The organism is Micromonospora sp. WMMD736 (assembly GCF_049179015.1).
In the GTDB taxonomy this organism is placed as follows: domain Bacteria; phylum Actinomycetota; class Actinomycetes; order Mycobacteriales; family Micromonosporaceae; genus Micromonospora.
Window position 1 is genome coordinate 5684794 of sequence record NZ_JBMHMI010000001.1, and the last position, 20354, is coordinate 5705147.

Sequence of the window (20354 nt, forward strand, 5' to 3'; positions counted from 1 at the left end):
ACGCATGCCCGACCCTCCTGACGTGTGCGGCCGCGCCCACGGTATCCGCTTGCGCGAGCGAGCTCTCGTCAACCAGGGGTTGACGCGGCCAGTGCGTCAACCTATGGTTGACGCATGACCGAACCTTTCCAGATGAGCAACGCCGTCAAGCTCGACGACCTGATCCAGGCGATCAAGAAGGCGCACACCGACGCGCTCGACCAGCTCACCGACGCGGTGATCGCCGCCGACCATCTCGGTGAGGTCGCCGACCATCTGATCGGGCACTTCGTCGACCAGGCCCGCCGCTCGGGCGCCTCCTGGACCGACATTGGCCGCAGCATGGGGGTCAGCAAGCAGGCCGCCCAGAAGCGCTTCGTCGCGAAGGGCTCCACCGACGCTTCGGCGCTCGACCCGAACGCCGGCTTCGGTCGGTTCACCCCTCGGGCCCGCAACGTGGTGATGGCTTCCCAGGAGGAGGCCCGTGCCGCCGGAAACCCCGAGATCGCCCCCGCGCACCTGGTGTTGGGGCTGCTCGCCGAGCCGGACGGGCTGGCCGCGCGGGTGATGGCGGGTCGGGGCGCGACCCCCGAGGCCGTACGCGAGGCGGTCGGTGCCACGCTGTCGCCCGCCGTCGACGACGTCCCCGACCTGATCCCCTACAACGCCGCCGGCAAGAAGGCGTTGGAGCTGACCTTCCGGGAGGCGCTGCGGCTCGGGCACAACTACATCGGCACCGAGCACATCCTGCTCGCCCTTTTGGAGCAGGAGGACGGGGCCGGCGTGCTCACCGACCTCGGCCTGGAGAAGGCGGCGGTCGAAGCCGACCTGTCCGCCGCCCTCGCCGCCGCCGTCGCGCAGAAGTAGGGACCGGGGTCAGGGCGCCTCGGGGAAGCCGTAGCGCAGGGCGTGCTCCGGATCGGCCGGGTCGATCTGGCGTACGCCCGCGTCGGCGAGCCGCTTGTTGACCTCGTCCAGTTGCTCGCGGACCAGCCGGGCCTCCTCCTCGGTGACCCGGCCCCGGTGCGGCTTGCCGGCGTGCTCCAGCGTGCCGTAGTCGATCTTCTCGGCGCTCTTGCGGGCCTTGGGCGGGCGGACCCGCTCGGCCGTCTTCAACAACTGCGCCATCGGGACGTCGGTGGCCATCGCGTCGAACTCGCTGGCCGTGAGGACGACCCGTCGGGGCTCGCCGCCACCGTGCCGGTCGTGGATCTCGACCACCGCCACGTCCAGCGCGGCGTCGTCGATGTTCTCCACCTCGCCCGGGGTGGCGTCGAGCTGCACGGGCCCGGCGACCAGGTCCGGGTGCTCCAGGACGACGACACGAACCACCTCGTCGTCCTGCTGCAGAACGGTGCCGGTGAAGTCGGAGACGTGGATCGTCTTCTTGCCCATGCGCGGAGCTTCTCCTGTCGTAGGCCGGGGTGCCGGACCTGGAAGAAATTACCCGACAGGTGTGCGAATGCCGTCGCAGGTGCCGCGTCGGTGTGTTCAGCGCCGGTTCGGGCCGTGCCGGCTGGAGCCGGCCGGCAGCTCGTTCAGCGTCGACCAGGGCAGCCCACCCGTCGCCCGGATCACCCGGTAGCCCGCCTGAGTCGGGATGCCCTCGGTGGCCCCCGCCGCTCGCCAGAGTCGCGCGGGGTGCTGGTGGAAACGGTCGTTCGGCTGGGTCGGCATGCCCATACCGTGGCAGAGAAAGGTGTCCAGGAATGAAAATAACTATGACGGTCGATGCAGCGGGGTCGACTGTCGGATCCCGGGCAGCGTCCCGTGCTGACGCGATGGCCCGCCCGGTCGAGCCGCCCAGGCGTACGGTGATCACGACGTGTGGGGCGACGGGAGGTACGCATGCTCGACCGGCGGTTGCAGCTGCACCTCGCCTCCTGGCTCGGTCAGTGGCCGGCCGCGCCCGGGCTGCACGTGGTCGCCTCGCATCGGCGGGCCCGGCCGGCCTGGGACGGCCGACTGCGCCCGGCCCTCGCCGTGGACACCGGCCAGAGCGCGGTGCTCTCCGTCCCGCCTGACCGGGTCGCCGCGATCCGGGCGTTGATCGAGCGCGCGCCGCAGCGGATGCTCGCGGCACTGCCGGACGCCGTCGGACAACCCGCCTTCTGCGTGCACGACGGCCCGTTTCGCTGGACCAATGCCCCCGCGCCCCTGCCCGACGTGGGCGAGTGGGTCGCCTCGACGACGCCCGGGCTGCCGTCCTGGCTGCGGCTGTTCGACCGGCCGGTGCTCGTGGTGCGGGATGCCGACGGGGCGTACCTGGCGGGCGCCGCCATCAAGCGGCACGACGCGTACGGTCACGAGCTGGCCGTCGGCACCGTGCCGGCCGCCCGGGGTCGGGGCCTCGCGCGTCGGCTGGTGGCGCAGGCGGCGCGGCGGGTCCTGGACGAGGGCGCGGTGCCGACGTATCTGCACGAGAGGGACAACCACGCCTCGGCCCGGGTGGCGGAGGCGGCGGGCTTCCCGGACCGGGGTTGGCGGGCGTACGGGGTGTATCCGCGCTGAACCGGCTCTGCGGCCGGGCTCAGTGCGCGGACCGTGGATCCCGGGCCGGATCCACGGTCCGCAACCTGCCCCCAGGCCCCGGTTCACTCCGATCGGCCGCGCCACTGGCACGCCAACCCGATATCGATCACGCTACGTATCGAAACTGCAAGCTGCAAGATGCGAGCAGTCGAGTCGGAGTGTCGAATTGTGGACTTGACCTGCAACAAGGCGCTGTGACGCTGGTGAGCCGGTCAGTGACGCTGGGTCAACCTGCCAGGCCGAGCGCCTCGGCTGCCGCCCTGCCGTTGGCGTGGCTCGCGCCGTACGTGGTGACGAACGCCCGTGCGCCGGACGGTCGCCAGGCCCCCGGCCAGCCCATCTCCACGACGGTCACCGGATGCGCGGCGGCCAGTGCGTCGATCAGTTCGGGGCCGCCGGGCAGCCGGTGCAGGTGCCGCCCGACCAGCACGATCGGTCGGTCCCCGGCCACCTCGCGCAGCGCCGCCTGATCGGTCTCGGCGGCCACGACGCGGATCTCGCGTCCACCGTCGAGATGCGGGCCGAGGCCCCACGGCACCCGGCCCTCGGCCATCGTGGACTCGGTGTGCAACTGCACCACCAGCGGCTGGTCCAGGCCGGTGAGCAGGCCCTCGACCCGTACTGCCCGGCGGGCCACCGCGTACCCCAGATCGGGGTCGGGGGTGGCCGACGACCGGCCGGCGGCCCGGGTCCAGGCGGCGAGTGCGGCGGCGCGGCCGGCCGCCTCCTCCACCCGCGCGACCGGCAGCCGACCGTCGACGGTCGCCTCGACGATCTCGGCGGCTACCCGCTCGACCAGGGCGGCGTCGACCTGTGCGCCGATGCAGAGCAGGTCGGCGCCGGCCGACAGCGCCCGTACGGCGGCCGGTCCCACGCCTCCGGCGGCCACGGCCGCGCCCTTCATCTCCAGGGCATCGGTGATCACCGTGCCGGTGAAGCCGTACTCGGCGCGCAGCAGGTCGACCAGGACGGCCCGGCTGAAGGTGGCCGGGCCGGCACCGGTCAGCGCCGGCACCCGGATGTGCGCGGTCATCACGGCCTGCGTGCCGGCCGCGACGACCGCGGCGAACGGCGGCAGGTCGCGCTGGCGGAGCACGTCCAGCGGTACGTCCACCGTGGGCAGCTCGTGGTGGGAGTCGGTGACCGTCGCACCGTGGCCGGGGAAGTGCTTGGCGCAGGCGGCGACCCCGGCGGCCTGGAGGCCGCTGACGGCGGCGGCCGAGTGCGCGGCCACCCGCAGCGGGTCGGCGCCGAACGAGCGGGTGCCGATCACCGGGTTGTCGTCGGCCGTGTTCACGTCGACCGTGGGGGCCAGGTTGACGGTGACGCCCAGCGCGGCCAGTTCCGCCCCGATCGACTGGTAGACCCGGCGGGTGAGCGCCACGTCGCCGACCGCGCCGAGGGCGGCGTTACCGGGGTACGGGCTCCCGGTGGCGTGGGCCAGCCGGGTCACGTCGCCCCCCTCCTCGTCGATGGCGATCAGCACGTCCGACCGGCCGGCGCGCAGCGCCGCCGTGCTCGCCGCCACCTGCGCGGGGTCTTGCACGTTCGTGCCGAACAGGGTGTGCCCGGCCAGGCCATCGGCCACGAGGTCGACCGCCCACCGCGGCGGGACCGCTCCCGGGTACGCGGCGAGCAACGTGCCCAGCGCGAGCCGGCGCAGTCCTGGATCGAGCCCCACGAGATTTCCCCCTTCGCTTCCCGTGGATACGAACGTGTACCCGCGGTGGTCGTCGCCCTGCCGGGTTGGCGGAGCACTCTGCCTCCGGGTGGCCGTTACGCTACGGCTACCCGTTCGCAGGTCGGTTTACAGTTAGCAAAGTTTACTAAAACTAGAGGACATGGCATGAGTGCGACCCGGCTGCCCGGCACCCCCCGCCTGTTGCGGGCGCTCAACGACCGTGCGGCGCTGGAACTGCTCCTCGAGCGCGGGCCGCTCACTCGCGCCCGGCTCGGCGAGCTGACCGGTCTGTCCAAGGTCACCGCCTCGCAGCTCGTCGAGCGCCTGGAGGAGCGCGGCCTGGTCAGCCGGGTCGGCGAGCAGGCCGGCGGGCGGGGGCCGAACGCCCAGCTCTACGCCGTCCGCGCGAGCAGTGCGCACGTCGTCGGGGTGGACGTCGGGCCGGACCGGGTGGTGGCCGCCTGTGCCGACATCACCGGCGCCGTCATCGGCCGGGTGGAGCAGTCGACGCGGGACACCGACGATCCGGTGGGCGTGGTGCACAACGCCGTGGTGCAGGCCGCCAGCAGCGCCCAGGCGCAGCTCAGCAGCGTCCGACGGATCGTGCTCGGCACGCCGGGCCTCGTCGATCCGCAGACCGGCGACATCACCTTCGCCTTCAACCTGCCACGCTGGCACAGCGGTCTGCTGGCCGCCTTGCGGGACGACCTGCACACCCCGGTGGTCTTCGAGAACGACGTCAACCTGGCCGCGGTGGCCGAGGCGCAATCCGGCGCCGCACAGGGCGTGGCGGACTTCGTCCTGGTCTGGGTGGGTGCCGGTGTCGGCCTGGCGATCATGCTGGGTGGGCGGCTGCACCACGGCAGCAGCGGAGCGGCGGGCGAGATCGGCTACCTGCCGGTACCTGGCGCGCCCATCCCACGCGATGTCTCGCGGCGCGCGAAGCCCGCCTTCCAGCAGGTGATCGGCGGTGACTCGGTGCGCTCGGTGGCCCGTGAGCACGGCTTCTCCGCACCGGATGCCGCCGGGGCGGTGCGTGCGGCGGTGGCGGCCGGCGCCGCCGGTGGCGCGATGCTCGACGAGTTGGCCCGCCGGCTCGCGCTCGGCGTGGCCAGCACCTGCGTGGTGCTCGACCCGCCGTTGGTCGTGCTGGCCGGCGAGGTCGGCCAGGCCGGCGGCGCGGCGCTCGCCGACCGGGTGCAGCGGGAGGTCGCCGCGATCACCCTGGTCCGGCCGCGGGTGGTGCCCACCGGCCTCACCGAGGAGCCGATCCTGCGTGGTGCCCTGCGGACCGCGTTGAACGCCGTCCGTGACGAGGTGTTCGGCTCCACCGTCGGCTGAGCCCGCTGCGGCGGTCATGTGAAGGAATATTTCACCGCTGGCCGCCCGGCTGCAAGCTCTTGCCGCCGGGCGGCCGCTGCCAGCTCAGTTCAGATCACGGCGGCGGAAGGCGGCGAAGGCCAGCACGGTCAACCCACCGGCGACCGCGAGCAGCACCGCCAGCGCCGGTCCCCAGGTGAGGGTGTAGTAGCCGTCGCAGGACATGCCGCTGAAGTTCTGCCGACAGAGCTGGGAATCCCAGATCCGCACCTCGCCGCTGAGCCACGCCCCGACGTAGGTGGAGAACATCAGCTGTTCCGGCCGCCGGGCGTCGACGATCTCCAGCACCAGCCGGGCGCCAAGCTCCCACACCACCGAGTACGCGGCGACCACTCCGAGCGCCGCCGACGTGTGGCGGCCCAGCGTCGCGATGGCGAAACCCGACGCGGTGGCCAGCAGCATCAGCACCAGGCCACGGCCGTGGACGGCGCCCAGCGAACCCCAGAAGTCACCGTCGAGCCGACCGGTCAGCCCGGCGGTCTGCCCGATCACCCAGAAGGTCGCCAGGTAGGCCACCGAGGCCACCACCGCCAGCGCCATCATGGCAGCCAGCAGGGTGCCCAGCTTCGTGCCCAGCACCGTCAACCGGCGTGGCCGCCACAGCAGCAGGTTGACCACCCCACCGGAGTTCAGGTCCGCCCCGATGTACGAGGCGCCGACCAGGAACCCGAACAGCACCAGGAACGCGATGAGGAAGAACAGCAGCGGTTTGGCCTGCTCGGCGAAGATGAACACCCCCGACAGGTAGTCGGACGCGATCGGCAACCGCTCCTGCTGGGCCGGGTCCATGTCGGAACAATTGGCGGGCAGGTAGTCCTGCGTGTCGGGGGTCGAGATCCCGTCCCGCTGGGCCAGGCACTGCTGGTAGCTGACCTCCATGCTCCGCCGCGCCTCGATGGCCTGCTGCCGCGCCGTGGCGAGTTCGGAGGCGCTCGGCTGGTGCGACCCGGCCAGCGTGGTGGCGGCCGTGATGCCGAACGCCAGCACCAGCAGGACGATCATCAGCTGCACGAAGCGGCGTGCGGAGAGCCGCTCCACCTCGGCCCGGACCAGGTTCACGCGTCCACTCCCCGAACGTCGAGATCGATCACCGGCGCGCCGTCGGCGTCCACCGGTCGTGCCGCCTCGTCGACCTGACGGGGCACCGAGGGGTGCTCGCCGGCCCCGGTCAGCTCCAGGAAGACACTCTCCAGGTCGGGTCGCAGCGGCGTCAGCTCGGCGACCCACAGATCCTGTTCACCGAGGACGCGGCTGATGACCGTCGAGTCGGTCGTCCCGCCCACCACCAGCGTCTCGCCCTCGACGGCGGCCGTCAGCTCCGCCGCGCGCAGCACGTCGGCCGCGCGCTCGGGCTCGGCCACCCGGACCAGGAACTCGTGCCGGTCGTGACCCGCCAGCACCTCGTCGACCCGGCCGGCGGCCACCCGCCGCCCCCGCGAGATGATCGTGACGTGGTCGCAGATCAGTTGGATCTCGCCCAGGATGTGGCTCGACACCAGCACGGTGACCCCCGCCGCGGCGAGTGACCGCATCAGGTCGCGCATCTCCCGGATGCCCGCCGGATCGAGGCCGTTCGCCGGCTCGTCGAGGATGAGTAGACGCGGATCCTTCAGCAGCGCGGACGCCACCGCCAGGCGCTGCTTCATCCCCAGTGAGTAGGCCTTCACCCGCTCGTCGCCCCGGTCCCGCAGCCCCACCAGCTCCAGCGCCTCGTCCACCCGTGAGATCGACACCCCGCCCGCGCGGGCCAGCAGCCGCAGCGTGCGGTGCCCGGTGAAGTTGCCGAAGAACTGCGGACTCTCCACGATGGCGCCGACCTGCCCCGCCACCCGGGGCAGCAGCTCCGGCGACGGCTCGCCGAGCACGGTCATCCGGCCGCTGTCGGCGCGGACCAGCCCGAGCAGGGCGCGCAGGGTGGTGGTCTTACCCGAGCCGTTGGGCCCCAGGAAGCCGTGGATCTGTCCGGCCTCGACCAGCAGGTCGAACCCGTCGACCGCCACCCGCCTGCCGTTGCGCACACTGCGGAAGGTCTTGCGCAGACCCTCGATCTCGATGACCGCGCTCATCCGCGCGGCGCCAAACCTCGACCGGGCATGGGCCGTCCCTGGGGTGTGGTGATCAACGACACGGTGCCTCACCCTATGGCCAGAGCGCCGCCCGTGGGGGGCACGCCACTCCTGCGTGGTTGGATGGTCGGGTGACTGGTGACCTGATCCCCGGCGCTGCCGGCGCCGCGCCTGCCGCCGCACCCGTGGACCCGGATCTGGTGGTCAGCCTCGACAGCGTGGGCGTACGTCGCTCCGACAACGCCCTGTTGCAGGACCTGACCTGGCGCGTCGAGCTGGACGAGCGCTGGGTGGTGCTCGGCCCCAACGGCGCGGGCAAGACCACCCTGCTCAACCTGGCCGCCGGCCGGCTGCACCCCACCACCGGCGTCGCGTACGTCCTCGGTGAGCGGATCGGCCGCACCGACATCAACGAGCTACAGACCCGCATCGGGCTGACCACGGCCGCGCTCGCCGCGCGGGTGCCCGCCGACGAGCAGGTCAGCGACGTGGTGGTCACCGCAGCCTGGTCGGTGGTCGGACGCTGGCGGGAGAGCTACGAGCACGGCGACGTGGCGCGGGCCCGGGCGCTGCTCAGCCAGCTCGGCGTCGGCAACCTCGCCGAGCGCCGCTACGGCACCCTCTCCGACGGCGAACGCAAGCGCGTGCAGATCGCCCGCGCGCTGATGACCGACCCGGAGCTGCTGCTGCTCGACGAGCCCACCGCCGGGCTCGACCTCGGTGGCCGCGAGGACCTGGTCGGCCGGCTCGCCGAGCTGGCGTACGACCCGGACGCCCCCGCCATGGTGCTCGTCACCCACCACGTGGAGGAGATCCCGCCCGGGTTCACCCACGCGCTGCTGCTGCGCGAGGGCGCGGTCGTCGCCCAGGGCCTCCTGGCCGAGACGTTGACCGGCGACAACCTCTCCAAGACCTTCGGTCTGCCGTTGGTGGTCGAGCGTTCCGGCGACCGCTACACCGCGCGCGCCGCCTGAGCGGGTGACCATGTCGCCGACGCGGGTGGTGGTGGTGGGCAGCGCCAACATGGACCTGGTCGCGATGGCCCCCTCGCTGCCCCGACCGGGCCAGACCATGCTCGGCACCGACTTCGTGATGGTGCCCGGCGGCAAGGGCGCCAACCAGGCCATCGCCGCCGTCCGGGCCGGCGCCTCCTGCGTCTTCCTGGGCGCGATCGGCTCCGACGCGTTCGGTGTGACGCTCCGCGCCCGCATCACGGCGGCCGGCGTGGACACCGGTCACCTGCGGGTGGTGTACGGCACCTCCGGCGTGGCGCTCGTGATGGTCAACGGCCAGGGTGAGAACGCCATCGTCGTCACCCCCGGCGCGAACGACGCGCTGGTCGGCCTCACCGACGAGGAGCTGACCACGGTACGCGAGGCGGACGTCCTGGTCGCCCAGTTGGAGATCCCGGTGCGCACGGTGACCGCCGCGGCGCTGGCCGCCCGCGCCGCCGGCACCCGGGTCGTCCTCAACGCCGCACCCGCCCGGGAGCTTCCTGCGGAACTGCTCGAAGCCGTGGACCTGCTCGTCGTCAACGAGGGTGAGGCGCAGGCGTTCACCGGCCGGGGCCGGGAGGACCCGAGGGCGCTGCTCGACCTGGTGCCCCGCGCGGTACTCACCCTCGGCGACGCCGGGGCCTGGTACGTCGACCGGGAGGGCGTCGAGGTGCACGTGCCCGCCGTTCCGGTCGACGTGGTCGACTCGACGGCGGCGGGCGACGCGTTCACCGCCGCGCTGGCGGTCGGCTGGGGCGAGGGGCGGGACGTCGTCGACGCCGTACGCTGGGCGGCGGCGGCCGGCGCGGCCTGCGTCCGCAAGCTCGGCGCCTCGGTGGCGCTGCCGCAGCGGGCCGAGATCGACGCGTTGTACGCGCCGGGCTGACCGCCCGTCCCGCGTGCTCAGTCGACCGGTTCGTCGCTCAGTTTCTCGCCCCGCCGACGCAGCATGCCGAGGCCGGGGATGCCGGCCACGGCGAGCTTGAGGTCACGGGTGACGTCGAGCAGGTCGTGCAGGTCGGGCCCGACCCGGTCCAGGGTCGCGAGGATCGGCAGGATGTCGGCGGTCAGGTGCTCCTTGAGCTTGGGCAGCTCGTCGATCAGGTGGATCGCCGCGGTGATCTCCTCGTGGCTCAACTCCTGCACGAACCGGTCGGTCATCGGCGCGGCCCGGCGCAGCGCCGGCTCGTACGCCGCCAGCAGTTCGGCCGCCGTGGCCGCGGCCTGCGCGGCCGTGTCCACGGTGACCGCGGCGTTGCCGGCCACCGCGTCGGCCCCGGTGACCACCGTGCCCGCGAGGCGCGCGACCTTGTCGGCCTCGTTCACCACCACGGCGGCGGCCGCGGCCACCTCGGTGGCCGTGTCGACGGCGGTGGTCGCGGCGGCGCTGATCACCGCCACCTCCCGGACCGCCGCCTCGGCGTCGGTGAGCACCTGATCGGTCCGGTCCAGGGTCGTCTCGATCCGATCGACCACGCCGTTGATCCTGGCCAGCAGCGCTTCCACCCCGTCCAACACCGCGAAAGCGCGGGCGGGCACGGCGGCGAACGAGGCGGCCGAGCCGAGCGCCTGGTCGAGAGCGGAGCGGGTCAGGCCGACCACCGCGGTAGGTGTGGGGAGGGGAAGCGCCATGGGACCAAGTGTGCGTCGGTCCTGCCACAACCGCTCGTTCGGCGCGTCCGGCGCGGTCCGGAGCGGGACGCCCGGCGGTAGGGTGCCGGCATGTCGGCCGCACCGCCGCGCCACCCACCGAGTACCCGGATCGCCGTCCTGCTCGCCGTGCTCGCGGCGGTCGCCGCCGCGTTCGGCACTGCGGTGCTGGTACGCGCCGACGCCGGCCTCACCGTGCGGCAGATCACCGTCGACGGCCTGCCGGTGACCGAGGTACGCGCCGGCCCGCCGACCCCGGACGCCCGGCGACCCGGCGTGGTGATCGCACACGGCTTCGCCGGCTCGGCACGGCTGATGCGCCCGCTCGCCGACACCGTCGCGCGTCGCGGAGCGGTCGCGCTGGTGTTCGACTTCGCCGGGCACGGTGCCAACCCGGCCCGGCTCGGTACCGGCATGTCGCCCCCGACGCTCGCCGCCGACCTGGACGTCGCGGTCGGATTCCTGCGGTCCCAGCCGGACGTGGACCCGGCCCAGATCATGCTGGTCGGGCACTCGATGGGCGCGGGCGCCGTCACCCGGTACGCGGTCGAGCACCCGGAGATCGCCAGGACCGTGGCGATCTCGCTGCCCGAGGCGGGCGAGTTGCCGCCCGGGCGTCCGACCGAACTGCTGCTGGTCGTGGGCGGCGCGGAGTTTCCCGGGTTCCGGCGAGCAGCCGACGACGCCGCGCAGCGGGGCGCGACGGTGGGTCGCCGGCCCGCCGTCGTGGTGCCGGGGGGAACGCTGGCTGCCGGCCGGCACACGGATGCCCGTCGACGCGGAGGTCGACCGGCGGACACCGGCGCGGGTCGTCGTCGCGGCGGTGGCGCTGACGGCGTACGCGATTCTCGCCGTGGCGCTGCCGATCCACCTCGGCCTGACCTCGGCGCGGCCGGTCGGTGCCCGCTGGTGGCTACTTCCGCTGGTGGTGGGGGCGTGCCTGCTGTTCCTGCTCGGCGTGGAGCTGGTCGCGGCGGGCCGGACGTGGCGTCGCCTGCTGGTCGTCGCGGTCACCGTGGTCGTGCTGAGCACGGCGGCGGTGGTCGGTCTGGCGCCCGGTTTCGTGCTGCTGGTGGTGCCGCTCTTCGCGGTACTGCTCGGCTGGTACGTCGGGTGGGCCGCCGTGCTGCGCCGCTACGCCTCACCGCGCTGGCTGCCGGCCCTCGTGGGCGCGGCCCTGCTGGGTTGGCCGATCGCCACCACACTGCCGTTGACCTGACGACGCGTGGGGTGGTCACCGATGGTCGCCCTGCTGTTCGACGGCGCGCTGCACCGCCCGGTAGATCTGGCCGAACCGTAGCGCGTCCGGCGTGCGCAGGAGCATGTGCTCCTGACCGTGGTGCTGCACCCACAGTTCGTGCACGTGGCTGCCACGCTCGTAGGAGCGGTCCAGCCAGCCGAGGGGGATTTCCAGGAACGGCGTCAACGCCAACGCCCCCACCGCGCAGGCGGCGAGGATGATCAGCGCCAACTGCCAGTTGCCCCGGTCCTGAGCCGACCACGCCAGCGACACCACGCAGACCAGCGCGACGAGGGGCGGCAGCGACAGCAGCAGGACCAGCACGCCGCGACCCAGCACCCGACCGCGTACGGCGAGGGTCTTCGGCCCTCGTTGGTGCCAGACGAACGTCACGTCGGGCAGGGCGATCACCTGACCGCCCGCCCGGATCGACTCGGAAGTCACCTGCACCGCGTCGTCCCGGTAATAGAGGGTCATCACTAAGCCTAACCACCCGTAGGCAAACCCGCGCATCCCGTGACGACGATCGTGGCAAGTCGGTCCAGGAAGCGTCGCGCGGGGCGGTTAGCGGCGGGCGGCGGGGTGGGCGGGTTGCGTCGCCTCCATGGCGCGCTGGACCGCCCGGTAGATCTGGCCGAAGCGCAGCGCGTCGCGGGTGTGCAGCAAGCGCACCGGCTGGCCGCGCCAGCGGGCCCAGATCTCCAGTTGGCGACTGCCCCTGGCGTACGACCGGTCGAGGTGTTCGAAGAGGAAGTCGGCGACCGGGCCGACGGCCAGCCCGACCAGCACCGAGGCGCCGACGATCGCGATCGTGACGGTGGGTGAGCGGTGCAGCCAGACGGCCACGCCGATGCCGAGCACCGCAGCGATCAGCGGACCGGCCAGGGCGGCGCCGATCGCGCCCCGCCCGGCGAGCACCCGCCAGGATCGGCTGCCGCGGCGGTGCCAGACCATGGTGATCTCGGGCAGGGCGTAGCTGCGTCCGTCGACCTGGACGGCGGCGGAGGTGACCCGTACCGACCTGTCGTCGTAAAAAGTGATCATGGCTGGACTCCCGCCCACGGGGCTGACACCACAGTACTTACCCCAACGAGCCGGGTCGTAAGGTTGGCACGCGACTTCGACGAGGAAGTGAGGGCAGCGTGGGCGAGTTCGTTCGGCTGGAGACCACTGACGGCATCGGCACCATCCGGCTGGAGCGGCCGCCGATGAACGCGCTCAACACCCAGGTGCAGGAGGAGTTGCGCGCCGCCGCCACGGCGGCCACCGCCGATCCCGAGGTCCGTGCCGTCATCGTGTACGGCGGTGAGAAGGTCTTCGCCGCCGGGGCGGACATCAAGCAGATGGCCGACATGTCCTACGTGGACATGGCCGACCGGGCCGCGGCCCTGTCCAGCGCGCTCGGTGCGATCGCCCGCATCCCGAAGCCGGTGGTGGCCGCGATCACCGGGTACGCGCTCGGCGGCGGCTGCGAGCTGGCGTTGGCCTGTGACTGGCGGGTGGTCGCCGAGGACGCCAAGCTCGGCCAGCCGGAGATCAAGCTGGGCATCATTCCCGGCGCGGGCGGTACGCAGCGGCTGGCGCGTCTCGTGGGTCCGGCGCGGGCGAAGGATCTGATCATGTCCGGGCGGATGGTCGACGCCCAGGAGGCGCTGCGGATCGGTCTCGCCGACCGGGTCGTGCCGGCCGCCGAGGTGTACGACGCGGCCGTCGCGCTCGTCACGCCGTACCTCAAGGGGCCTGTGCAGGCCCTGCGCGCCGCGAAGCTGGCGGTCGACGGCGGCCTGGACATGGACCTCAACTCGGGTCTGGCCTGGGAGAGTCAGCTCTTCGCTGCGCTGTTCGCGACCGACGACCGGCGCGAGGGGATGGCCGCGTTCGTCGAGAAGCGCAAGCCCGACTTCACCGGCCGCTGACCGGCAGGGGTCAGACCCAACCGCGCCGGACCGCTTCCATTCCGGCCTGGAAGCGGGTCTCGGCGCCGACCATCGCCATGATGCGGTGTACGTGGCGGTGCACCGTCCGCACGCTCCAGCCCAGGGTGCGGGCGATCCGTTCGTCGGTGGCGCCGCCGGCCAGCAGGCCGAGCAGTTCGATGTCGCGGTCGGCGAGTTGCTCCGGAAGCTCCTCGGTGCTCGGGCGGCCGTCGTGTGCGCCGCCGACCGAGCGGTTGATCGCGACGGCCCGCTCCCAGAGCGCTTCGAACAGCCCGATCACCGCATGGAGCAGCGACGACGGGTGCACCAGGTACGCGGCGTCGGTCAGCTGCCCCGCCGCCATCACGGGGATGAGCGCGAACCGGTCGTCGCAGAGCAGCATCTTCATCGGCACGTTGCTGGCGACCCGGGCGCGTTCGCCGGATTGGATTCCTCGCCAGATCTCCGCCATCCGCCCCGGGATGGCCAGCGCGGACCGGTCGTAGATCACCCGGTAGGTCAGGGCGCGGTCGGCGAGCTGCTGGGTCTCCTCGGTGTTGCCTTTGGCCGGATTGTCCAGGTAGGGCGGTCGGTCCATGCCGCGGATCTGCACCCGAGCCTCACGTTGCAGCCGAATGAGGGTGGCCCGGAGGTTCCCGGCCCCCTCGATGACCTCGACCAGTTCGGCCGGATGTCGCCCCGGCTCCTCGCGCTGGCGGATCTCCTTGGCCAGCTCGTCGGCGTGCCGGCGCAGGCGGAGCAGGTCGCGTTCCTGCTCGGCGATCAGGACGGTGGCGACCTGGTCGGGGGACGTCGCCTCGTAGCGGGCCGGGTGTCCGGGTAGTCGACTGGCCAGGCCGCGGTCGACCAGGTGACCGAGCGCAGCTCTGAGTCGTGCCGGGGAGAGCGCGACATCGTCGCGGAGATCGTTGATCGCCGCCTGGCGACGCCGGGCGAGCGCCTCGTACACGAGCCCTTCGGACTCGGGCACGCCCACCGTGTGCCACATCGGAAGCCTCCGTCGGGAACCGGCCAGCTGTCCGGAACATGAACGTCCTGGTCATTGTCCGTGCTTTCCGGGCCGTGCCAAGATCATCGCTCGACGTACGCCGGTTTCGTGGCAGGTATCACGCGTGGCATGGCGGTGGTGCGTTCGCGGCCTCAACGGCGAGCCGTGCCCCCTGATTCTGCTCATGAGGAGTAACTGGATGGTCGAGCGCTTACGGCGGAGACGAATTCATCGGGTCCTTCTGCACGGGCTGGTCGCAGCCGTCGCCCTGTCGCTGTTCGCCGCGGGCCCCCTGCCCGGCGGAGCGGCCCAGGCAGCCCCGTCGTCCGCGCCAACCCCCTCCGCCGACTGGGACGCGCGGCGGTACACGCCGGCCGGGTGCAACACCGCCTCCGCTGCCGAGGCCGGCAAGGACGGGCCCTGGGCCCGCTGCTTCGCCGTCGGTCTCTCCAGCCAGGACGCCCAGCGACGCCTGCGCACCACGTCCCCGCCGCCGGGAGCCCTGGGGCCGGCCGACATCAAGTCCGCCTACCGGCTGCCCGCAGGCGGCGCGGGGCAGACCGTCGCCATCGTCGGCGCGTTCGGTTACGCCGCCGCCGAGGCCGACCTCGCGGTGTTCCGCGCCCACTACGGCCTGCCGCCCTGCACCACCGCGAACGGCTGCTTCCGGAAGGTGGACCAGTACGGCGGGACGAACTACCCGATCGAGGACGAGGGCTGGTCGATCGAGGCCGCCCTGGACCTGGACGCCGTCTCGTCGGCCTGCCCGAAGTGCAACATCCTGTTCGTCCAGGCCGACGACAACGGCGGCGAGAACCTCGGCCGTGCCGTGGACACCGCCGCCCGGCTCGGTGCGGTCGCCATCTCCAACTCGTACGGAGTCCCGGGCGAGGCGCCGTACCAGAGCTACTTCGCGGCCCACTACGACCACCCGGGCGTCGTCATCACGGTGGCCAGCGGTGACATCGGCAACGTGCAGAGCTTCCCGGCGACCCACCCGAACGTGGTGTCGGTCGGCGGCACCCAGCTGACCCGCGACCCCTCCTCGGCCCGTGGCTGGTCGGAGACCGCGTGGAGTTCGGCGGGTAGCGGCTGTTCCCTCTACGAGGCGAGGCCGGCGTACCAGGCGGGCATCGACACGCACTGCGATGACAAGCGGGCCAGCTCCGACATCTCCGCCACGGCAGCGCCGGAGTCCGGCCTGGCCGTCTACAACACCCTCGGCCAGGACGGCTGGGCGCAGTGGGGTGGCACGTCACTGTCCGCCCCGCTCGTCGCGGCGATGTTCGCGCTGGCCGGTGACCCGGTGCCCGGGACGTATCCGGTGACCTACCCGTACCGCAAGGACAAGGCCGCCGGTCTCTTCGACATCACCGAGGGCGCCAACGGGTACTGCGGCGACCTGCTGTGCAACGCCGGTCCCGGCTGGGACGGGCCGACCGGCCTGGGCAGCCCCAACGGTGTCTCCGCGCTCACCCTCGGCGTGAGCGGCGAGGTCAGCGGAGTGGTGCAGAGCGACAAGAACTCGCACGGCAAGCCGGAGGGCCCGCTCGCCGGTGTGTCCGTCAGCGCCACCGACTCGACCGGCGCGACGTACCAGGCCGTCACCGACGTGCAGGGCGGCTACCACCTGTTCGCTCCGGCCGGCACGTACGACGTGGTCGCCGCCAGGTTCGGCTACCAGGCGCCGAAGCCGGTCAAGGTCACCGTCGCCGGCGGTACGAGCGTGTCCAGGAACCTGACGCTGACCGCGTTGGCGACCCAGCGAGTCAGCGGTGTCGTCACCGACGGCTCCGCGCACGGCTGGCCGATCTACGCCAAGGTCTCCATCGACGGCTATCCGGGCGACGCGGTGTTCACCGACCCTTACACCGGCCGGTACGACGTCGAGCTACCGATCGGCGAATACACCCTGCGCGTCTCTCCGGTCCACCTGCCGGGCTACGTCACCAGCACGGTGTCCGCCGTCGTCGGCGCCAAGGCGGGCGAGGGGTCGGGCCAGATCCGCAAGGACGTCAAGCTGGCCATCGACGCCTCGACCTGCGCGGCGCCCGGGTACGCCTGGAAGTACCAGGGTCTGAGCACCGACTTCACCGGCTGGGCGAGCGGACCCAAGGACGGCTGGCGGGTCACCGACGAGTCCGGCGTCGGCCAGACCTGGCGCTTCGACGACCCCGGCAAGCAGGGCAACCTGACCGGTGGCACCGGAGGGTTCGCCTCCATCAACACCTGGGTGCAGTCCGGCTACCTCGACTCGGCCCTGGTCACGCCGTCGATGGATCTGCGCGGCATCACCAACCCGGTGATCGGTTTCGACACCGACTTCCCGTCTTCCAACTTCGGTGTGCAGAAGGGGTTCGTCGAGCTCAGCCTGGACAACGGGGCGACCTGGAAGGAGGCGTACCGCTTCCCGGACGTCGCCGTACGGGGGCACCTGGAGATCCCGATCCCGCAGGCGGCGGGGAAGTCCGGGGTGCAGGCGCGGTTCCGCTACGAGGGCACCTCCTCCTACTGGTGGCAGCTGGACAACGCTTTCGTCGGCCGGCGGACGTGTGACGCGGTGCCGGGCGGGATCATCGCCGGGCTCGTCCGGGACGACAACACGGGACAGGCGATCACCGGTGCCACCGTCTCGGCCGGCACCGACCCGACGGCGAAGGCCACCAGCCTCGACACGCCCGACGACCCGGCCCTCGGCGACGGCTTCTACTGGCTCTTCGCCAAGGGTGACGGCCAGGCGCCGATGACCGTGACCGGTCTGCGGTACGCCGATGCCACCGGGAAACAGAAGGTCAAGAGCGACCGCGTCGTGCAGCGGGACTGGCTCCTGGAGAGTGGGCGGCTGACCGTCGACACGTCCGAGCTGACCTTCTCGGTCAAGCCGGGGCGTTCCGCCACCGGGGACATCCGGCTCACCAACGACGGCGAGCGGCCGCTGACGGTCCGGCTGGTCGAGCAGGACCGCGGCTACACGAGCGACGCGAGGCTCGTCGCCGCCCGCTCGGCGCAGTCGCCGTCGCAGCAGGTGGGGGACGGCAGCGCGTGGGTGAGCATGCCCGACCTGCCGATGCGGGTGGCCGACAACGTGGTCGCCGACAACGACGGCACGGTGTACTCGGTCGGCGGCACCAGCTACCAGTACACCCTGCGCGAGGGGTGGGTTCTCGACCCGCAGACCCGGGCCTGGAAGCGGATCGCCGACCTGCCCGAGCCGCGCAGCGGTGCCGCGGGCGGCTTCGTCGACGGCAAGCTGTACGTGGCCGGCGGCACGGGTCCGTTGGGTGAGGTGGCCACCACCACCTTCGTCTACGACCCGATGACCAACAGCTGGTCGCGCGGGGCTGACCTGCCCAAGGGGACGTACAACGGTGCGGCGGTGTCGCTCGACGGCAAGCTGTACGTGGTCTCCGGCTGCGCGGACTACCGGTGCGGACCGCCCTCGCAGGAGGTGTACCGCTACGACCCCGACGTCGACAGGTGGATCCGGTTGGCCGACATCCCCGAGGGCGCGGCCTTCCTCTCCTGCGGTGCCGTCGGCGACGGTCTGCTGTGCGCCGGTGGATACCTACCGGTCCAGATGGACGCGTCGTTGTCGGCGTACCGCTACTTCCCCGAGTCGAACACGTGGGTGGAGACGACCAGCCTGCCGGTGTCGAACTACGGCATGACGTCCGTCAGCGTCAACGGCAAGCTGCGGCTGATGGGCGGCAAGACCGGCAACGGGATCTCGGCGCAGGTGTGGGAGTTCGACCCGGCGACCGCGCTCTGGTCGAGGCTGCTGGACCTCCCTCAGCCCGGTATGCGGGGCGGTGCCGCCTGCGGCACGTTCCAGGTCGGCGGTGTGGACAGCTCCGACGATCTGTCCGCGTCCGTCTACCAGCTGCCCGGTGCCGAGTCCTGCCTCCGCGGCAGCGACGTGTCGTGGCTGTCGGCGAACAGGACCGAGCTGACCATCCCGGCGGGTCGGACCGTCACGGTCCGGGTGTCGGCGGCCGTTCCCGCCGTCGCCGGGCACGGCGAGTACGCGGCCCGGCTGGCGTTCGAGACGGACACCCCGTACCGGACCGAGCCGGTGGCGGTGGTGCTGAAGACGCGCTGACACCTCGGCGCTGACCGACCGCGCCCGCCCGGTGGACGATCCCACCGGGCGGGCGCGGCCGTCGTGGCGGCGCTGACCTGGACGGCGTCGGCCGGCCGGGGCCACGGTCGGGGCGGTAGTTGACTGGCCGGTAACCTGTGATCCCGGCCACGGACGATGGGAGCGACATGACGGAGCGGATCGAGGGTCACGGCGGCGAGTTGGCGCTGGCGGCACTGCGCGCGCACGGCGTACGGGAGATGTTCACGCTCTCCGGCGGGCACGTCTTCCCGCTCTACGACGCCGCCCACAAGACCGACTTCCCGATCTACGACGTCCGGCACGAGCAGTCCGCGGTCTTCGCGGCCGAGGCGGTGGCGAAGCTCCAGCGCCGACCCGGTCTCGCCGTGCTCACCGCCGGCCCCGGTGTCACCAACGGCATCTCCGGCATGACCAGCGCGTTCTTCAACGCCTCCCCGGTGTTGGTGCTCGGTGGTCGCGCGCCCGCCTTCCGGTGGGGCTCCGGCAGCCTCCAGGAGATGGACCACCTGCCGCTGGTCGCCCCGGTCACCAAGCACGCCGAGACGGTGTTCAGCACCGACGACATCCCGCGCGCGGTGGGGGCCGCCCTCACCGCCGCGCTCACCCCGCACCGTGGCCCGGTCTTCCTCGACTTCCCGTTGGAGACGGTCTTCTCGGTCGCCGACGCGGACCTGCCCGCGCCGGCCGGCGTCGACGCGGTCGAGCCGGACCCGGACGAGGTGAGCCGGGCCGCCACCCTGATCGCCGGCGCGCAGCGGCCGGTCATCATCGCCGGCTCCGACGTGTACGCCGGTGACGCGGTGGCCGCGCTGCGCGAGGCTGCCGAGGCGTTGCAGGTGCCGGTGTTCACCAACGGCATGGGCCGTGGTTCACTGCCGCCGGAGCACCCGCTCGCCTTCGCCAAGGCACGCCGCGCCGCGCTCTCCGGTGCCGACGTCGTCGTGGTGGTCGGCACGCCGCTGGACTTCCGGCTCAGCTTCGGCGACTTCGGTGACGCCAAGGTGGTGCACATCGTCGACGCGCCCAGCCAGCGCGCCACGCACGTGCAGCCGGCCGTCGCCCCCGCCGGCGACCTGCGCCTGATCCTCTCCGCGCTGGCCGACCACGTTGGCGACCGGGCGGACCACACCGACTGGATCGCCGACCTGCGGGTCGCCGAGGACGCCGCGAAGGCCCGGGACGCCGCCGAGATGGCTGCCGAGACGGATCCGATCCGGCCGGCCCGGATCTACGGCGAGCTGCGCCGGGCGCTCGCCCCGGACGCCATCACCATCGGCGACGGTGGTGACTTCGTCTCGTACGCCGGGCGTTACCTGGAGCCGTCGCAGCCCGGCACCTGGTTGGACCCGGGCCCGTACGGCTGCCTGGGCACCGGCATGGGCTACGCGATGGGCGCCCGGGTCAGCCACCCGGACCGGCAGATCTGCGTGCTGATGGGCGACGGCGCGGCCGGCTTCTCGCTGATGGACGTCGAGTCCCTGGTCCGCCAGAAGCTGCCCGTGGTGATCGTCGTCGGCAACAACGGCATCTGGGGCCTGGAGAAGCACCCGATGCGGGCCATGTACGGCTACGACGTGGCCGCCGACCTCCAGCCGGAGTTGCGCTACGACACGGTGGTCAGCGCGCTGGGTGGCGCGGGGGAGACGGTCGCGAAGGCCGCCGACCTCGCGCCGGCACTGCAACGGGCCTTCGACTCCGGCGTGCCGTACCTGGTCAACGTGCTCACCGACCCGACCGACGCGTACCCCCGCTCGTCGAACCTGGCCTGAGTCACACCCGCCGCCGT

The 20354-nt window shown here is 72.5% G+C and carries 17 protein-coding genes and 1 pseudogene; 10 read left to right on the forward strand and 8 right to left on the reverse strand.

The annotated features are described in order from the left end of the window. Nucleotides 1-114 precede the first annotated feature (114 nt). Complete coding sequence (locus ACN269_RS25680) at nt 115-846, forward strand: Clp protease N-terminal domain-containing protein (protein WP_421474817.1); 732 nt, start codon at nt 115-117, stop codon at nt 844-846. A gap of 9 nt (nt 847-855) precedes the next feature. Here the strand turns inward: ACN269_RS25680 and ACN269_RS25685 are convergent, their stop codons facing one another. Together ACN269_RS25685 and ACN269_RS25690 are read right to left on the reverse strand one after the other, a co-directional pair. Beyond that, a complete protein-coding gene (locus tag ACN269_RS25685) occupies nt 856-1374 on the reverse strand; it encodes a hypothetical protein (protein ID WP_421474818.1) in 519 nt (172 codons plus the stop codon). A 96-nt stretch (nt 1375-1470) separates the two neighbouring features. Next, a complete protein-coding gene (locus tag ACN269_RS25690) occupies nt 1471-1656 on the reverse strand; it encodes a DNA repair protein (RefSeq protein ID WP_421474819.1) in 186 nt (61 codons plus the stop codon). 171 nt (nt 1657-1827) lie between these two features. Here ACN269_RS25690 and ACN269_RS25695 point away from each other — a divergent pair, with 171 nt between their 5' ends. Beyond that, on the forward strand, nt 1828-2490 hold the full coding sequence (locus tag ACN269_RS25695; RefSeq protein WP_421474820.1) for a GNAT family N-acetyltransferase: 663 nt from the start codon (nt 1828-1830) through the stop codon (nt 2488-2490). 247 nt (nt 2491-2737) lie between these two features. Here ACN269_RS25695 and ACN269_RS25700 read toward each other — a convergent pair whose 3' ends face one another. After that, the gene (locus ACN269_RS25700) at nt 2738-4192 is read right to left on the reverse strand and encodes a glycoside hydrolase family 3 protein (RefSeq protein WP_421474821.1); all 1455 of its coding nucleotides are present in this window, start codon (nt 4190-4192) and stop codon (nt 2738-2740) included. Nucleotides 4193-4357: 165 nt separating this feature from the next. On the opposite strand from ACN269_RS25700, the gene ACN269_RS25705 reads away from it, so the two are divergent. Continuing rightward, nucleotides 4358-5533, forward strand: a complete 1176-nt coding sequence (locus ACN269_RS25705) for an ROK family transcriptional regulator (RefSeq protein WP_421474822.1) — start codon at nt 4358-4360, stop codon at nt 5531-5533. Nucleotides 5534-5617: 84 nt separating this feature from the next. Here ACN269_RS25705 and ACN269_RS25710 read toward each other — a convergent pair whose 3' ends face one another. Both ACN269_RS25710 and ACN269_RS25715 read right to left on the reverse strand, forming a co-directional pair. Next, nucleotides 5618-6631 carry an ABC transporter permease gene (locus ACN269_RS25710; protein ID WP_421474823.1) on the reverse strand — a complete coding sequence of 338 codons (1014 nt, stop codon included), beginning with the start codon at nt 6629-6631 and terminating at the stop codon, nt 5618-5620. Then, complete coding sequence (locus ACN269_RS25715) at nt 6628-7638, reverse strand: ABC transporter ATP-binding protein (protein WP_421474824.1); 1011 nt, start codon at nt 7636-7638, stop codon at nt 6628-6630. Before ACN269_RS25715 ends, ACN269_RS25710 begins: the two co-directional genes overlap by 4 nt. A gap of 131 nt (nt 7639-7769) precedes the next feature. On the opposite strand from ACN269_RS25715, the gene ACN269_RS25720 reads away from it, so the two are divergent. The 4 genes and pseudogenes from ACN269_RS25720 to ACN269_RS25735 all read left to right on the forward strand — a co-directional run bounded on the left by ACN269_RS25720 (nt 7770) and on the right by ACN269_RS25735 (nt 11502). Continuing rightward, nucleotides 7770-8612 (forward strand): ABC transporter ATP-binding protein, encoded by an 843-nt coding sequence (locus tag ACN269_RS25720; protein WP_355052121.1) that lies wholly within the window; start codon nt 7770-7772, stop codon nt 8610-8612. A 10-nt stretch (nt 8613-8622) separates the two neighbouring features. After that, on the forward strand, nt 8623-9519 hold the full coding sequence (locus ACN269_RS25725; RefSeq protein ID WP_421476566.1) for a ribokinase: 897 nt from the start codon (nt 8623-8625) through the stop codon (nt 9517-9519). 836 nt (nt 9520-10355) lie between these two features. Further along, a pseudogene (locus tag ACN269_RS25730) lies at nt 10356-10898 on the forward strand (alpha/beta hydrolase); the annotation flags it as partial. A 151-nt stretch (nt 10899-11049) separates the two neighbouring features. Next, nucleotides 11050-11502, forward strand: coding sequence for a hypothetical protein (locus ACN269_RS25735; protein ID WP_421474825.1), 453 nt, complete (start codon nt 11050-11052; stop codon nt 11500-11502). A gap of 15 nt (nt 11503-11517) precedes the next feature. Here ACN269_RS25735 and ACN269_RS25740 read toward each other — a convergent pair whose 3' ends face one another. Both ACN269_RS25740 and ACN269_RS25745 read right to left on the reverse strand, forming a co-directional pair. Next, the gene (locus ACN269_RS25740; RefSeq protein ID WP_421474826.1) at nt 11518-12000 is read right to left on the reverse strand and encodes a DUF6232 family protein; all 483 of its coding nucleotides are present in this window, start codon (nt 11998-12000) and stop codon (nt 11518-11520) included. 87 nt (nt 12001-12087) lie between these two features. After that, a complete protein-coding gene (locus ACN269_RS25745; protein WP_421474827.1) occupies nt 12088-12567 on the reverse strand; it encodes a DUF6232 family protein in 480 nt (159 codons plus the stop codon). Between the two features lie 98 nt (nt 12568-12665). Here ACN269_RS25745 and ACN269_RS25750 point away from each other — a divergent pair, with 98 nt between their 5' ends. Then, a complete protein-coding gene (locus ACN269_RS25750; protein WP_421474828.1) occupies nt 12666-13439 on the forward strand; it encodes an enoyl-CoA hydratase/isomerase family protein in 774 nt (257 codons plus the stop codon). Nucleotides 13440-13449: 10 nt separating this feature from the next. Here the strand turns inward: ACN269_RS25750 and ACN269_RS25755 are convergent, their stop codons facing one another. Continuing rightward, nucleotides 13450-14448, reverse strand: a complete 999-nt coding sequence (locus tag ACN269_RS25755; RefSeq protein ID WP_421474829.1) for a LuxR C-terminal-related transcriptional regulator — start codon at nt 14446-14448, stop codon at nt 13450-13452. Between the two features lie 199 nt (nt 14449-14647). Here ACN269_RS25755 and ACN269_RS25760 point away from each other — a divergent pair, with 199 nt between their 5' ends. Continuing rightward, nucleotides 14648-18547: a kelch repeat-containing protein gene (locus tag ACN269_RS25760; RefSeq protein ID WP_421474830.1), complete on the forward strand. Its 3900-nt coding sequence runs from the start codon at nt 14648-14650 to the stop codon at nt 18545-18547. A 167-nt stretch (nt 18548-18714) separates the two neighbouring features. Continuing rightward, on the forward strand, nt 18715-20337 hold the full coding sequence (locus tag ACN269_RS25765) for an acetolactate synthase (protein WP_421474831.1): 1623 nt from the start codon (nt 18715-18717) through the stop codon (nt 20335-20337). Nucleotides 20338-20354 lie beyond the last annotated feature (17 nt).